Source organism: Scytonema hofmannii PCC 7110 (genome assembly GCF_000346485.2).
Classification (GTDB): Bacteria; Cyanobacteriota; Cyanobacteriia; order Cyanobacteriales; family Nostocaceae; genus Scytonema; species Scytonema hofmannii.
In genome coordinates this window covers 7654957-7671088 of record NZ_KQ976354.1, presented here as the reverse complement: position 1 = coordinate 7671088, position 16132 = coordinate 7654957, and the positions used below count along the sequence as shown (strand labels likewise).

The window sequence follows — 16132 nt, the reverse complement described above, 5'->3', positions numbered from 1 at the left end:
CTTTAAACCTTTATGCTAATGGTCAGAGAGTCACTGGACTGTTAGCCGTTAGTCATTGACCAATGACAAATGACCAATGACAAATGACAAATGACAAAGGATCGAGAACAAATGTTTGAGACTGCCATTGATGCTATATTTGCTCGCGAAATTCTTGATTCTCGCGGTAGACCGACAGTTGAAGCACAAGTGTTTTTGGTAAACGGTGCTACAGGATTGGCGCAGGTTCCCAGTGGTGCCTCTACTGGCACTTTTGAAGCACACGAATTGCGGGATAACGACAAAAGCCGTTATGGGGGTAAAGGTGTCCTCAAGGCGGTGCAAAATGTCAATGAGGTGCTAGCTCCCAAGTTAGTAGAAATGAACGTCCTTAACCAGGAACTTATTGACCGCACCATGCTTGACCTGGATGGTTCCCCTAACAAATCCCATCTTGGTGCTAATGCGATTTTAGCGGTTTCTCTGGCAGTAGCTAAAGCGGGTGCTGAATCTTCGGGAATGCCCCTCTACCGCTATTTAGGTGGTCCGTTAGCAAATCTGTTACCCGTACCGTTAATGAACGTGATTAACGGTGGTGCTCATGCAGCTAACAACGTGGATTTTCAAGAGTTTATGATTGTTCCCGTTGGAGCACCTTCTTTCCGAGAAGCGCTGCGTTGGGGTGCAGAAGTGTTTGCGACTCTTAGCAAAGTGTTAGATGAAAAAGGTTTGCTCACTGGTGTGGGCGATGAAGGTGGTTTTGCCCCCAACCTGGAGTCAAACCAAGTGGCTTTGGAATTGCTTGTTGCAGCTATTGAGAAAGCTGGCTACAAACCAGGAGAACAAGTGGCGTTAGCACTGGATGTTGCTGCTAGTGAGTTTTACAAAAACGGGCAGTACGTCTATGATGGCAAACCTCACTCTGGTGCTGAGTTTATTGATTACCTCGGCAAACTTGTTGACCAATATCCGATTGTGTCCATTGAAGATGGGTTGCACGAGGAAGATTGGCAAAATTGGCAGTTACTGACTCAAAAGTTAGGTTCTCGCGTGCAGTTGGTGGGAGATGATTTGTTTGTCACCAACACCAAGCGCTTGCAAAAAGGCATTGAACTCAAAGCAAGTAATGCCATTTTGATTAAACTCAATCAAATTGGTTCGCTTACAGAAACTTTGGAAACAATTGACTTGGCAACCCGCAATGGTTTCCGGTCAGTGATTAGCCATCGTTCTGGAGAAACCGAAGACACAACCATCGCTGATTTAGCAGTTGCAACCCGTGCCGGTCAAATTAAAACAGGTTCTCTGTGTCGTAGCGAACGAGTTGCAAAATACAACCGCTTGCTGCGAATTGAAGATGAACTTAGCGATCGCGCCGTCTATGCTGGTGCTGTTGGATTAGGTCCGAAAGGATTTTAGATTTTAGATTTTGGATTTTGGATTGTAGCTTAATTACCAATCTAAAATCCAAAATCTAAAATCCAAAATTCAAGGATAAAACCCTAACTTCGGTAACCCTAGTGTCTCATCCCAGTCCATCATGATATTAAGACACTGAATGGCTTGACCCGCTTGCCCTTTGATTAAGTTATCAATAACTGACATGACAATAGCGCGACCCGTTCGTGGGTCAGCTTCTATACCAATATAACAAAGATTACTACCGTAAGCCCACTTAGTTTGGGGATAAATGCCCGGATCGCAAATTTTTACCCACGGGGAGTTACGGTAGAAAGCTCTATAAATTGTAATTAAATCATCTCGCACCAAACCGGGATCGCGGAGTGTAGCATAAACTGTTGCTAAGATGCCCCGTACCATGGGAATTAAGTGTGGTGTAAATTGAATCGTGACCTCATGTCCTGCTAAATCGCTGCAAATTTGCTCGATTTCTGGGGTGTGATGGTGACGGGAAACACTATAGGCGGCTAGAGAGTTGTCTGCTTCTGCCAACAACATATTGATTTTTGCTTGACGACCGCCACCAGATGTACCTGACTTGGCGTCAATAATAGCGGTTTCTGGGACGATTAACCCTTGCTTGAGGAGTGGAGAAAGTGCGAGTAAACTGGCTGTGGGATAGCAACCGGGACAACCAACTAGCTGTGCTTCAGTCAGGCGATCGCGATAAAGTTCTGGTAAGCCGTATACAGCAACAGCAGCCGTTGAACGATCTGTTCGCTCCTTACTATACCAAGCTGTGTAAGTTGGTAAATGACTAAATCGATAATCTGCACTTAAATCGAGAACCTTACACCCTTTCTCTAAAAGTTGCGGTGCAATTTCGCAAGCCTGACCGTTTGGTAGACAGAGAAATACTACTTCACATCGCTGAGCAATAACTTCTGGATCGACAGCCTCGATTTTTTGGTTAACAGCGTGAGCCAATTGAGGATAAAGATCTGCAAATGGTTTTCCTATACTGCTCTCATTGCCTAAATAAACTAGTTCGACTTCTGGATGATCCATTAAGAGCCGCACTAACTGCACTCCGCCGTAGTCTGACGCGCCAACAACTCCAACCGGAACGCGCCCAAAATTGCCCATAGAGGTTAAATCCTTATCTGCTCTTAGTTAATTTGCTTTGCCATCCAACTATCAGCTATTAGCTTGGGTTGACTGCCGATAGCTAACTGCTAAAGGGTTACAGCAATTTTCAGGTTAATAGACTATCTGACTGTGGGGTAGACGTCCTCGCCCGCCCTCTCTAATGCACGGGCGAAGACGCCCGTACCACAAGAGCATAGTGTGGTTTATTTATTTGAAAACTGCTGTATGGTTGTCCTCTGCGTGTTGCTGCAATGAAGCACCATCAAGAACCAATTTTAGGGCAGTCTTGAATATGTTAACTAATCTTACTCGCAGGACTTCCGAAGTAATCTAAAAGAGCTACAATCAAAAACAAGCATTTGTTAAAAAAATTTACGTTTGCTAGCTGGGGATCGCCTGTGTCGCAGCATATCACCTCTTCAACTCAAAGTTTCAAATTTGATTCAATTGATACCGCCCTGGCAGATTTAAAAGCAGGTCGCCCAATCGTCGTCGTAGATGACGAGAACAGAGAAAATGAGGGCGACTTGATTTGCGCTGCTCAATTTGCCACCCCGGACATCGTTAATTTTATGGCAGTGGAAGCACGGGGTCTCATTTGTTTGGCAATGATGGGCGATCGCTTAGACGAACTCGACCTACCATTGATGGTGACAAATATTACAGACACCAACCAAACTGCTTTCACCGTCAGTATTGATGCCGGACCGGAGTTGGGTGTTTCCACTGGTATTTCAGCAGAAGACCGTGCTCGTACCATCCAAGTGGCTATCAACCCAGCCACAAAACCCTCTTCTTTGCGCCGTCCCGGTCATATTTTCCCCATTCGCGCAAGAGTTGGAGGCGTGCTCAAACGGGCAGGTCACACGGAAGCAGCCGTTGACTTATCCCGATTAGCTGGATTATATCCCGCAGGGGTTATTTGTGAAATTCAAAACCCCGACGGTTCCATGGCACGGTTAACTGAGTTATTTAACTACGCCACCCACCACCATCTAAAAATCATTAGTATTGCTGATTTAATCAGTTACCGCCTCGAGCACGATCGCTTAATCAAGCGGGAAACCGTCGCCGATTTACCAACCCAATTCGGTCACTTCAAAATTTACGCCTACCGACATACTTTAGACAATACAGAACACGTCGCCATTGTCAAGGGTAATCCTGCGGAATTTGATGACCATCCAGTGATGGTACGGATGCACTCAGAATGTCTCACTGGAGACGCGTTGGGTTCCTTACGCTGTGACTGTCGGATGCAATTGCAAGCAGCCCTGAAAATGCTGGAAAATGCGGGTCAAGGCGTTGTCGTTTACCTGCGACAAGAAGGTCGGGGAATAGGATTGGTTAACAAGTTAAAAGCCTACTCCTTACAGGACATGGGACTCGATACCGTAGAAGCAAATCAAAGGTTGGGATTCGCCGCCGATTTGCGAGACTACGGGATGGGAGCGCAAATGCTTATGGACTTAGGCGTGCATAAGATTCGCTTGATTACTAACAATCCCCGTAAAATTGCCGGGTTAAAAGGCTATGGTTTAGAAGTTGTCGATCGCGTACCTCTGTTAATTGAAGCAACCGACTACAATTCCTACTATCTAACAACAAAAGCGAAAAAGCTGGGTCATATGCTGTTACAAACTTATTTAGTAACAGTAGCTATTCACTGGCAAGACGATCCAAAAGCTGTGACGGAACGTTACGAACGCTTAGAAAAATTGCGGCATCTCGCAAAAAGTTGCGATCTATTGCTACAAGAAGAAGCACGTCCTCTAGCCTTGGCGCTGTTTGACGAACCATCCCTAATAGTACATTTAGGTTTTGACCAAGCCAACATTGCAACCAGCGATTGGTACAAGCAGAAAGGACATCCTTACGCACAAGCAATTTCTCAAATTTTAGACAACTTGGTAAATTTGCCCTACATCCAAAAGCTAGAATTTCTGATTTCTCCTGGTGTTGACCCCATGAGTAATTTGCAAGTGCAATTGGATCGGCAATCATTTCCTATTGGTACATTGCCTTCCTCAATTTGTTGCGAGAATTTGGGAACTCAGAAGATTTACAGTTTTGGTAGGTTGGGTTGAGGAACGAAACCCAACATTTATAATGCATATGCTTAACCCAATGTCTATAGGGATATCCCGCATTTCTCACAAGCTGTGCGATCGCTATTACTACGTGAATTTTGCTTCACCCAACATCTATGGTCATCTGTTGGGTTTCGTTCCTCAACCCTTACTACGTGAATTTTGCTTCACCCAACATCTACAACCATCTGTTGGGTTTCGTTCCTCAACCCTTACTACGTGAATTTTGCTTCTCCTAACATTTATAATCATCTGTTGGGTTTCGTTCCTTAACCCTTACTACGTGAATTTTGCTTCACCTAACATTTATGGCCATCTGTTGGGTTTCGTTCCTCAACCCTTACTACGTGAATTTTGCTTCACTCAACATCTACAACCATCTGTTGGGTTTCGTTCCTCAACCCAACCTACGTGAATTTTGCTTCACCTAACATTTATGGTCATCTGTTGGGTTTCGTTCCTCAACCCTTACTACGTGAATTTTGCTTCACTCAACATCTACAACCATCTGTTGGGTTTCGTTCCTCAACCCTTACTACGTGAATTTTGCTTCACCCAACATCTACAACCATCTGTTGGGTTTCGTTCCTCAACCCTTACTACGTGAATTTTGCTTCACTCAACATCTACAACCATCTGTTGGGTTTCGTTCCTCAACCCTTACTACGTGAATTTTGCTTCACTCAACATCTACAACCATCTGTTGGGTTTCGTTCCTCAACCCTTACTACGTGAATTTTGCTTCACCCAACATCTACAACCATCTGTTGGGTTTCGTTCCTCAACCCTTACTACGTGAATTTTGCTTCACTCAACATCTACAACCATCTGTTGGGTTTCGTTCCTCAACCCTTACTACGTGAATTTTGCTTCACTCAACACATCACATGAAATTTTCTCTACATAAATCTCAAACAACAAAACTTCATCCTAAAAACTAGTTTTTACGTAAGTTCTATTTTCAGTATTCTTCTCAATTGACTTGTACTAAAACGAATTTGATAATTTTAAAATCATTATTAAAATATAACCCTAACAAAAAAAATGCAATATCGTAGAGTCAAAATAGATGGAGGTACATACTTTTTTACTGTAGTCACTCACAACAGACGCAAGTTTTTATGTGAACCAAGTAATATTTCTCTATTAAGAAATGCTTTTCGATACGTGCTACAGCAACATCCTTTTAAAATTGAAGCGATCGCTATATTACCCGAGCACATACACTCTATTTGGACACTACCTGAAGGAGATTGTGACTATTCTACACGCTGGCGTTTAGTCAAAAGTTATTTTAGTCATCGCTGTGCAAGTATTTATCGCGGTGAAATATCCACATCTCGAAAAAAGAAACAGGAGCAGGCGATTTGGCAACGTCGCTTTTGGGAACATCAAATACGAGATGAAAAAGACTTTATTAATCATCTGGAGTACATTCATTATAATCCTGTGAAGCATGGATTAGTGGTAGCACCCAAGGATTGGGAATATTCTAGTTTTCACCGTTACGTTCAGCAGGGAATTTATACCATAAACTGGAGAGCAAACAGCCGTGGAAGTCATGAGTATTTTTAGGCTTAACCGACAAGTATTGGATTTCCGTCACTTTCTTATTTAAGAGGCAAATGAGTGATACAGTCTTGATACTCATCATCTCTTGATGCTTCAGCAATCAAAATTAATTCCTCAATTGTCTCACCAATACTCATCTTTGGATTTAAGATGAAAATTCCTGGTACATGACGACCTCGTGCTTAATGTTCAATTAAATGCACAGGCATAGATGTACGATTATTAGTTACTAAAATAAAGTCATGTTCTTCACACCAAATAAGGATCTCAGGATCGAGAGTACCTTTCGAGGGTGTACCCATGTCACCCACAGCCCAAACGACTAAATTAGTGTCTTGCCGTAATAGTTGAATTTGATAAACTGGGTCTACATTTTCATCCATTAGGTAACAAATCATCTTGCCTTATTTCAGTTGCTTCCTTTGTACTTGTTGATAAATCTAGAACTCCCTCAGCACGAAGTTTTTTGTATACCTCTGGGTTGCGTCCATACTTGGCTATCCGTTCCCGTAACTTAATAATTCCAGGGTGAGGATTCATTTCTTGCGCCTTACGTTGCTGGTGACCCCACTCCAACCAGTCAGCAAAGTATTTACCAACTTCTTCTTTGTTGTGAAGGTAATACAAAATCGTGGCATAAACTTGCTCTAATGTCAAAGTGCGAAACTTGGGAAGTATTTCCTCTGGGGATAACTTACGATGAATATACTCATAAAGAATACTTTCGATCCCAACTCGCGTACCTTTAACCCGAATGTCATTTGGTGCAAAAAAGTCAAAATAGTTTTCTAGTCGCATAATTGTAGTGCTCTCTCTTTATATGAAATATCTTAAATCTATTCCTAACAATCATTTCAGCCCTTTTTTATAGCGTACTTCAAGAAGCTTGAAACAGTGTTAAATTGTTCTTGGCATACGCCAAAAAGGAGTAAATCCATGGCAGAAAGTTTTTCAGGCGCTGAGTCCCAAGAGGAAGGTACTCATTTACGATTTGTATCATCCTGGGACTCAAAACAAGCTGACACCGATCCTTAGCCTGTTTTCTCTGACCTACTTTGTCACCTGTGGCGGGCGTGTTTAGTCACAAACAACCCTCTTGCAGTGGTTAACCCAGACTAGGTTTACAAATATTCGCACACACAAGGATGGTTTAACAGTGTTTTTATCGGCTCAAAAACCGTAATTTAATATGAAGAAATTCAATTATTACGATCGCATTGCACAAATTTACAACCAAACGCGTTGGTTAACAGAATCAGTAGCGGAAGAAGTAGCAGACTTTATTCTTGACCTTACTTGTGCAACACCTGAGACATCTTTTCTAGAACCCGGAGTTGGTACAGGTTTAAATGTTCTTCCTCTTGTCAAACGTGGTTATTCTGTAACAGGAATAGATATCTCTGAAGAAATGCTGGAGCAGTTCCGTCAAAAAATAAATGGAACTCCTCCCAATTTAATATTACGACATACAGATGCCTCACAATTACCTTTTCCAGACAACAGTTTTGATGTTATATTAACTGTTCACATGGTTCATACAGTCTCTGACTGGAGAGCATTTTTAGATGAGATTGATCGCGTGCTGAAACCTGAAGGCTTTTATCTCAACTGTCAATGGATAACTCCACCAAAGCGGAGAGAGTTTGAAGGTCATTTTCGAGCCATCTTATCAAAGTATGAAGGTGACAAGCAAGAATCAAAATATGTAAATACAGTCCTCCAAGAAATAGACGTAGATAAATATTTCAACAGTAAAGGATATATATCAAATTATTTCATTGCAAAGCAATGGGCTGTTAATAACACTGTTGAGGAGCTATTAAATTTCCTTAAATTACGGGCATATGGCTTTTGTTGGCAAGTATCAGATGAGATATTTCACCAGAGCATGAATGAATTTGAAGAGTTTTGTATTGAACATTATGGTCTACAAACAGTTCTCTCTTCCGATGCAAAATTTGAAATCTGGGCTTATAGAATGAGGTAAGCAACCCACTGCTTAAAGCAGTGGGCTTCAGCTAAACCCAGTTTAGTTGAAGCCAAGTTTACCAGACTATCAGCCTTAAACAAGCTGGGTTTACATTAAGTGTTAAAGTACTCACCTTGGGATGCGTAGCTAGTTCCAAGCTCTGAAACCAGGTAATTAAACAGACATAATGGTTGTGCGATTCGTTGGCAGCAGAATCACGGTATCAGTCCGTACACAAGCTGCCCAAGGTGAAATCCTAAAGTAACCTTGAACTCTTGAAGGAATACGGGTGAAAGTCCCGTCTGCCAGATTCAGGCATGACTCCCTATCTGCCCACACCGACCAAGCTCGATTCTTGGGGGGTGAAGCTGGGAACAGGGCGCAATCAGACGTTCGTTGCGGAATGACACTGGTGCTAACGGGGAGTTCCCACGGTGAAATCGAGCCTAGAAAAGCAACCCAACGTCAAGCGGGGCGCAACACAAAACCCCGACTTCACTGGAGTTTAATCCCCGCCACGCAGTAATCATGGCAGTGGCATGAGTCTAGGGGATTCAGTGGTTGAAATGGCTACACCTAAAGGAACAATCAATCTCTCCGAGGGAACGAAGAAAAACGATGATGAGGTCTGGGGAAAGGTCGAGACCCCAGTAGGCAAGACGAGATGCGGAACTCCTCACATTGGGTAGGACAGACCGTAATTGGTCTGAGGTGTTCAGAGTAAATGAATTGGAGTAGCGCATGATTAGACACAGTAGAAATACTAGTGAATCCTGGAAGACGTTGCCGTGGAAGAAATTCCGCCGAAACCTCTTCCGCCTGCAAAAAAGAATTTACAAAGCTGTTTGTGTTGGCGACTATCGGAAAGCAAAGTCCCTTCAAAAGCTGATACTGAAATCGACCTCAGCACGAATGCTGGCTGTACGTCAAGTGTCACAGCTAAACGCTGGCAAAAAGACACTCTTGTATCGATGGAATAGCCAAGCTCACATTCGAGCAACGTTTTGAATTGAGTGAGGAACTCCTACGCCATGGCAGAAATTGGCAACACCTTGGACTGCGCGATCTCACCCTTACTTGCGAATATAGCCCTCCACGGTATGGAACAACGGATTCAAGAAACCTTTCCCAGAATGTCAACTACCATGAGGGAAACTTGGTTTCACAAAAAGGACACACATTTTAATCCTCCTAACATAATCCGTTACGCCGATGACTTCGTAATTCTTCACGAAGATAAAACCGTTGTCCAAAGATGCCGAGAAATCATCTCGGAATGGTTAATTGGTATAGGACTTGAATTAAAACCTGAAAAAACCCGGTTAACCCACACATTCAATTCTGAATTAAGTGAGGATGGCAAAGCCGGATTTGATTTCTTAGGACATCACATCCGACAATATTCAGCCGGGAAGTACCGAAGCAATAAAAACGCACAAGGTGAAATATTAGGTTTTAACACCCTTATCACCCCATCCGCGAAGGCGAGTAAGGCTCACCAAGAGGAGGTTGGAAGAATCATCACAAAACATAGGTCTACGCCACAAGCGGAATTAATCAAAGACCTCAACCCTGTGATAAGGGGATGGACTTCTTTTTACTCCCACTCCGATGCTCAAACAGTTAGAGAATTATCAAAACAAGACCACCTCACATACCTGAAACTTCGACGATGGGCACTCCGTCGCTGTGGAAAAGCCAAAAAAGCTTATCATAAGTACTGGACTTCCATAGACGATAATCACTGGGTATTCGCAACCAAAAAAGGGGAAGCGAACCCCCGAAGGTTACTTAAACATAGTGAGATGAGTTGCAGTAGCACTGACTATGTCAAAGTTAAAGGCGATAAAAGCCCCTACGATGGCGACACAGTTTATTGGAGTTCAAGACTAGGGACACATCCTGAAATGCCGAATCGTAAGGCTAAGCTATTAAAACAGCAAAAGGGTAAATGTCCCTGGTGCGGATTAAGCTTCCAAAGTTGGGATGTAATTGAAGAAGACCACAAAATCCCCAAAGCTCTAGGCGGTAAGGATGAATACAAAAATCTTCAATTATTACATCGGCATTGTCATGACGAAAAAACCGCAATTGACTTAAAAGAAATTCGGAGGAAAAACTATCTGAAATTCCATAAGAAATTATTTCAATTTTGGGAGAAATTTGAATGGGATTGGATAAATGATATTCCAAATTTCATAAGTAAAAAGGTTAGGAAGTCCGACGTGACAAATGGACAACACACTGAGTAGCCGTGTGCCGTGAAAATGGCAAGCACGGTTCCGGATGGGAGGGGTGCTACAGTAATGTACACCTCGACCCTACCCATTCTGAAAAAGTTAGACTGCACTTAAAAGTGCTTACGGCTTCCTCCCACGCCTGAAGGACAATTGAGTTTTTCCGCCAAGCTTTAAAACTCAATTTCGTGGGCTTCCGCCTTCGATCACTGTGATATTAACAAAAATAAAGTTACAAAAAAACCTCACATTGAGAATGTCAGTCTATATAAACAAAATCCTTGTTGTGCGAGCTACTCCCTTCCCGGTCTAAGATTATCTATCTTCTTTTTCTTCTTCCTTCGTGCTCTTTGCGTCTTTGCGGTTCATTAAATAAGGTATTCTTCTAGCACCGAAGGGAGTAATTATAGCAATCCTAAATCATTGGTAAAATCTCCTCTTTCTTCCCTCTGCGTTCTCTGCGCCTCTGCGGTTCATTAAAAGAAGTAATTTTTATAATTCAAATAGGATTGCTATAGTACTTGCCGCTAAGAAAGGTAGATACTATCATGGCTTATCCCTACACTTGTAAGAGGCGGAACGTCAGGAATTTCGTTCGCTATATCCTCAAGTACTTGATCGAATTCTTCAAAGGAAGGTTCCTCAAGTTCTCGTAAACGGACAACCAAGTCATCAAGGTAGGGTTGTATTTGCTTGGCGGTTCGTTGAGTTACTCCCTTCCCGCCAGAAGATTACCTAATTTAATGAACCGCAAAGACGCAAAGAGCAAGGGAGTAAGAGGAAAAGCAGATCGGTAGTCTTATAGCGGGAAGGGAGTAATTTTGCGAGGGCTTGAACGATCGCCTCAAGCTCCGATCTCTTGTCGTTTTCATCGTATCATTACCTTACCATTGCTGTTACTTCTGTCTATTTGCACCCAATCTCATACACGGGTCATCGCTGACAGGATAAGGTCGCGTTCGCGAAGCGCAAGCTGAAAGAGCGCTGATCGCCAAACGCGCTCCCGCAATACTTTATGTTTTATCCCACATTCCGCACTTCAAATTGAAGTACAAAAAAACTACAATCAACGTAAAAGTCAAACAATTAGGATAATTAAGAAAAGAATATTGAACCAATCCGTGGCATAAAGAAAAATTATCAATTATCAAATATTTAACTGATAAAACAGGTTATTTAAGCACTAAAAATTGGAGGAATAATTATGATTTCCTCGGAAACTGAGAAATTTTTATTCACTCTCCATATACTGCTTAAATTAAGAAAGCAAATAATATTTTTGACAAGATGATGGCAGATTATTCAAAATAAAATGACGCTCTTCTGTTAAATTAACTATTTGACTAACACCGTTTAAAATTAAAATATGAATTCCTTGAAAACATTGAAATACCCACCTTAATGTAGGACTAAAAGTTAATTTTCCTAATTGATTTTTGATTCCCATCTTGACTCTTTTTAAGCTGTTTCTTAGTTGCCTTTGACCGAGATTATAAACTAATAAACACAGAGACATTAAAAATAACATCGTCTCTATTCTTTCAGGATTTTCTACAAAAAAACTATCAACAAAAAATAATGGGTCTTTCAGAAATCTAAATCCTCGTTCACATGATTGTTGATTTTTATAATTTCTCAGAATTTCTTCTGGCTCTAACTTATTCTCGTCTACTAAATTAGTTGCTAAAATAAACCTTCCTGCTTCTTTTCTTTGGATTTCTATCTCTTCTATTTTTTCATGAATGACTCCTGATATTTTATAAATAGTCTGATTCTCTTTTGATTGACTTTCAAAAATTTGAACATCTTTAATTTCAAATAGTTTCAATTTCTTATTAATGGCTTTTAGTCTGTATCTGGCTTGCTCCGGTGTTTCAAAATCTTCTTTTTTGAATGCTTTCAACTGCTTTTCAACTTTTTCTTTTTCTTTTTTTAGCTTTTTCTCTAGCTTTTCTAAATCACTAATTTTTCTGTTTTGACTTTCTACTATTAGCCATATTTGTTTAATTCCACCATAATTTACTATTTCTTCTTTCCATTTATATCCTTCTAAGTTTAGGGCTGCTCTTTTATCTCTTTCTTCTGGACTTATCTCTTCTATTTCTACAAACTTCACTAATCCCTGTGCTTTTTTAATTGTCATCGGTACTCTACTTATCCATTTTAGATGTTCAATTAATTGGAGATTTTCTTGACTATATAATGCGCTATCGCAGACCATAATACTTTCAAAATCTATTTGCTTTTTAAACTCTACTAAAATTTTTCCAAATACGGCTTTATCCGCTTCATTACCATCTCCCGCTCTCATTAATAATGGTATATCTCCATCACTACTCGTAATTAAATCTAAAATACATTGTTTCAAATCTGGTCTATGGTCACGAGAATATCCTTTGGTTACAATTATTGGTCTTTCTCTGCTTACTTCTTCTTTTTCCTGATTTTCTCCACTTTTATATTCTCCATGTAGATGAAATGATGTCGCATCCAGATGTGAATATTTTGTATTTATCTGAAATTTTTTAATCACTGATAATCCAATTTCTATAAACAGATTATTCAATCCATATTTATATAATTTATCCATGACTCTTCCCAGTTTATCGTCATTCATATAATCTTTTTTTACCTCTGAACCCAATAATATTTCGATTCCTTTATCTTCAAAAAACTGGCTAAATAAATATAAAGGTCTTGATACAAATCCTAATCCATTGATTAAAATTGCTTTCACCAATATTCCCGCTGAAATCTTCTCTCGGGTGTCTATTCCTAATTTAGAATTTATTATTTCAACTATTCCTATTTCGTCAATCAGCCCAGCTACTATTCCTAAGTGGTCGATATTCTTAATTTTCGCATCTGAGATTGGGAACATTTTTTACCTATCAAAGATTTTTGAGTTTTTCTGATTGTCCCATTTGAAATTAATCAATGTATATTTAGTTTTATCAAAAGCTGGAAATCAATTTTCTACTTTGCTTTTGCTTTATTTCTTCATGCCAACTCAATGCCGAACTACTGAAAAAATTCGTGTACTTTTATTTACCTGCATCTGAGAAGAATTATGTGACTCTCTGTACTACATTTTGAAGTGCGGAATGTGGGTTTTATCCTTCATACTTTATATTTCATCCTTTACACTGGTATCTAATCAGGAAGCGGTATGAGAGGCGACATGGCAGTAGAACAATTACGCCGTTATAAAGAATATGGGGAATCTGTACTTCAGAGCTTAGATTTAGTCTCGCAAAACCCACCTCCCAGGGATAACTGGGTACCAACAACTATTCACGAGAGCACCCAGCGCCTTCAACAATCGGCTAAGAGAGTCGTAGAACTTGCTTCTTCTCCTGTCAAAATCGGGATTATGGGAGAATTTAGCAGTGGAAAAACATTGCTTTTGGGCAGTCTCATTGGCTATGCTGATGCTCTACCCGTAAGTGAAACCCCCACAACGGGTAATGTCACCGCGATTCACCTCGTTCAACAACCAGACTTACAAACTACGAAAATTAGTCAGTTTGCAGTTGAATATCTTTCTCACGAAGGTGTGAGAGAGTGCCTGTGTTATATGATAGAAGAGGCAGAACAACGAGCAAAAGCTGTCAATTTACCAGCATCAGAACTTGCTCTAGTGAAAAGTTTGTACCCTACAACTCAGGTTGATAGTAACGGGATTTTAAGATGGTGCGAGCAAGCGTGGAAAATTCAAAGCTTGGAGTTAAGGTCTTTATTACGAGAACTCGTGCTCTTTGCTCGTACCTATAGCGTACATGGAGAAGATATTTGCGGTAAAACCTACCAGATTGATAGTACTACCGCTCACAAAGGGTTAAGATTGGCTGAGCCGCCTATGAATATCTTAGAACTCAGCTTTGACCAATTACCTCCACCTCCGAAACGTTGGGAAACTTTAGCACAGCCATCAGCCAAAGATTTACGGAGTAGCTTTTCCCTGATCCGTCGCGTTGATGTGACGGTTGAAGTGTCAAAACAAATTTGGGATTTATCTTCCCTACAGGGGACAAATGAATTTATTCTGTTGGACTTTCCAGGATTGGGAGCGGCTGATTCTGGTGTCAGAGACGCCTTTTTGTCTCTGCGGGAATTGAGGGACGTACAAACTATTCTGCTGCTCCTCAATGGTCGATACCCTGGTGGCGTCACTGCTACGAAAATCCGCAGTATGTTAGAACGGGATAAGGGACAAGACCTTCGAGATCGGATTATAGTCGGTGTTGGACGCTTTAATCAAATTCCTCTCAGTGGGAGTGATGAGCGATCGCTCGACGATCTTTTAGATGAACCACTCCTGTCAGAAGAAACCGTCCTGGAACAGCTTAACATTCTCAAACTGACCATTGCTAGCGCCAGTAATTTGACGACAGAGAAAAAAAATATTGTTTTGCTGTCACAACTCTATGGACTCACCAAACTAGCAGAACAGTCCTCTTTACTGCAAGTTTCTTCAAGAGAGTTTTTATCCGAACTAGACAAACCAAACAAACCAGATGAACTTCAACTTAGGGAGAAATGGCGACAACTTAGTGAAATGCTACCACCTTCGAGTTACTTGCACAAACAACTGAGCAATTATGCTGAAGATGGTGGTATTAATAGGTTGCGTTCTTTACTAAAAGAACACGTAGCTTTCCACGGAATGAAGCAACTGGTAGAAGATACAAAGAAAGCGGTTGAGGCTTTGAGAAAAGAACAAAACAACCTGAAAAACCTATTAGAAAATATACCAGCTTACATACCAGTCGTTGAAAGCCCCGTTTTTATCACCTTACGAGAAGCCATAGAAAATTTAGTGACCACCTACAGACAATTCCAAGAAGATTTAGACAAACAACCCATTTTAATTAATCGTAACAATGTAGCCGTTAGCGATGTTGTTAAAGACGAGCTAACCAATAAAATATTTTTTGAATGGAGCGAGTGGACATTGCTTTTTGACAGAACTAAAAATGGAACGATTGTTTTGACAGAAAGTGAAAGCTTTTTTGAAGAAGATGAGGTAGATGATTCAATTCCTACAAAAAGCGATGATTTCTACTCTGCATTTGTACAAACCATTCAAGATATGCAAGCCTTTGCTCACGATCGCACCACAGAAGCCGTGACAGACTTGTTTAGCAAATTATCCACAGACGTACAACAAGAAAGAGAGAAACTCAGTCCAATTTTATTACAAGACAAAGAATCTTCCATTGAGAAAAAATTTGGCAGAAGCCAAGTTCGCTTATTCAGAAACCTGCTGCGTGCGATCGAACCCTCTCAAAGATGGCAAAACCTAATTATCCAACATAGCGGGCTAGCAGGAGATGCAGTTCCCGTGCATGCAGATGCTTTATTCCCCCTAGCACGTCAAGACGACAGACATCAAAACGGTCAAATTTTTGATTGGAGTCCAGATAAAAAATTCATGGTTACTCCAAGACCATTTAACCACCAAGTTGCTGTTTTAAGATTGCGAGATGAAATAACCGCAAGTGCGGGATTGCATTTAGTACAGTATGTCAGTCAACTCACCAAGCAAGTCAAAGTATCTTTCTCCAAAGCTTTAAAAGAAATTGTAGACAATCTGCAAGAACTTTTAAAATCCAAGCACGAACCTTTACTACGACATATCGCCTCCGCAGAAGCACAAACCTCAGCCTCCATTCCACCTTGGTTGGATACTCTATCCCAAATTCCAGCAATTTCTTATCCAGAGGAAATTTAAA

The 16132-nt window shown here is 40.9% G+C and carries 12 protein-coding genes and 1 pseudogene; 9 read left to right on the top strand and 4 right to left on the bottom strand.

Annotation, left to right across the window (positions count from 1 at the left end):
* Positions 1–111 precede the first annotated feature (111 nt).
* Positions 112–1398 (top strand): phosphopyruvate hydratase, encoded by a 1287-nt coding sequence (gene eno / locus WA1_RS32145; RefSeq protein ID WP_026135107.1) that lies wholly within the window; start codon positions 112–114, stop codon positions 1396–1398.
* 69 nt (positions 1399–1467) lie between these two features.
* Here eno and argC read toward each other — a convergent pair whose 3' ends face one another.
* Positions 1468–2526, bottom strand: coding sequence for an N-acetyl-gamma-glutamyl-phosphate reductase (gene argC / locus WA1_RS32140; protein ID WP_017747391.1), 1059 nt, complete (start codon positions 2524–2526; stop codon positions 1468–1470).
* Between the two features lie 401 nt (positions 2527–2927).
* Here argC and ribBA point away from each other — a divergent pair, with 401 nt between their 5' ends.
* The 3 genes from ribBA to WA1_RS32130 all read left to right on the top strand — a co-directional run bounded on the left by ribBA (position 2928) and on the right by WA1_RS32130 (position 6194).
* Positions 2928–4616 carry a bifunctional 3,4-dihydroxy-2-butanone-4-phosphate synthase/GTP cyclohydrolase II gene (ribBA, locus tag WA1_RS32135; protein ID WP_017747392.1) on the top strand — a complete coding sequence of 563 codons (1689 nt, stop codon included), beginning with the start codon at positions 2928–2930 and terminating at the stop codon, positions 4614–4616.
* Positions 4617–4656: 40 nt separating this feature from the next.
* A complete protein-coding gene (locus tag WA1_RS55675) occupies positions 4657–4842 on the top strand; it encodes a hypothetical protein (protein ID WP_148662806.1) in 186 nt (61 codons plus the stop codon).
* 821 nt (positions 4843–5663) lie between these two features.
* Entirely contained in the window at positions 5664–6194 is a 531-nt protein-coding gene (locus tag WA1_RS32130; protein ID WP_017747393.1) for an REP-associated tyrosine transposase, read from the top strand.
* Positions 6195–6373: 179 nt separating this feature from the next.
* Here the strand turns inward: WA1_RS32130 and WA1_RS60495 are convergent, their stop codons facing one another.
* The gene (locus WA1_RS60495; RefSeq protein ID WP_272819273.1) at positions 6374–6589 is read right to left on the bottom strand and encodes a DUF5615 family PIN-like protein; all 216 of its coding nucleotides are present in this window, start codon (positions 6587–6589) and stop codon (positions 6374–6376) included.
* Entirely contained in the window at positions 6567–6989 is a 423-nt protein-coding gene (locus WA1_RS32120) for a DUF433 domain-containing protein (RefSeq protein ID WP_017747396.1), read from the bottom strand. The genes WA1_RS60495 and WA1_RS32120 overlap by 23 nt, the downstream gene beginning before the upstream one ends.
* 391 nt (positions 6990–7380) lie before the next feature.
* Here WA1_RS32120 and WA1_RS32115 point away from each other — a divergent pair, with 391 nt between their 5' ends.
* From WA1_RS32115 to WA1_RS32110, 4 genes and pseudogenes are all read left to right on the top strand, one after another.
* Positions 7381–8178: a class I SAM-dependent methyltransferase gene (locus WA1_RS32115; RefSeq protein ID WP_017747398.1), complete on the top strand. Its 798-nt coding sequence runs from the start codon at positions 7381–7383 to the stop codon at positions 8176–8178.
* A 271-nt stretch (positions 8179–8449) separates the two neighbouring features.
* Positions 8450–8686: a hypothetical protein gene (locus tag WA1_RS55670; RefSeq protein ID WP_148662805.1), complete on the top strand. Its 237-nt coding sequence runs from the start codon at positions 8450–8452 to the stop codon at positions 8684–8686.
* 215 nt (positions 8687–8901) lie between these two features.
* Positions 8902–9235: pseudogene (locus WA1_RS58305) on the top strand (reverse transcriptase N-terminal domain-containing protein); the annotation flags it as partial.
* Positions 9192–10412, top strand: a complete 1221-nt coding sequence (locus WA1_RS32110) for a group II intron reverse transcriptase (RefSeq protein WP_017747400.1) — start codon at positions 9192–9194, stop codon at positions 10410–10412. The pseudogene WA1_RS58305 and the gene WA1_RS32110, both read left to right, overlap by 44 nt.
* Before the next feature lie 1243 nt (positions 10413–11655).
* On the opposite strand, the gene WA1_RS32105 is transcribed toward WA1_RS32110, so the two are convergent.
* Positions 11656–13278 (bottom strand): IS1634 family transposase, encoded by a 1623-nt coding sequence (locus tag WA1_RS32105; RefSeq protein WP_017750193.1) that lies wholly within the window; start codon positions 13276–13278, stop codon positions 11656–11658.
* Positions 13279–13566: 288 nt separating this feature from the next.
* Between WA1_RS32105 and WA1_RS32100 the strand changes: the two genes are divergently transcribed.
* A complete protein-coding gene (locus WA1_RS32100) occupies positions 13567–16131 on the top strand; it encodes a dynamin family protein (RefSeq protein WP_026134330.1) in 2565 nt (854 codons plus the stop codon).
* The last annotated feature ends 1 nt before the right edge of the window (position 16132 follow it).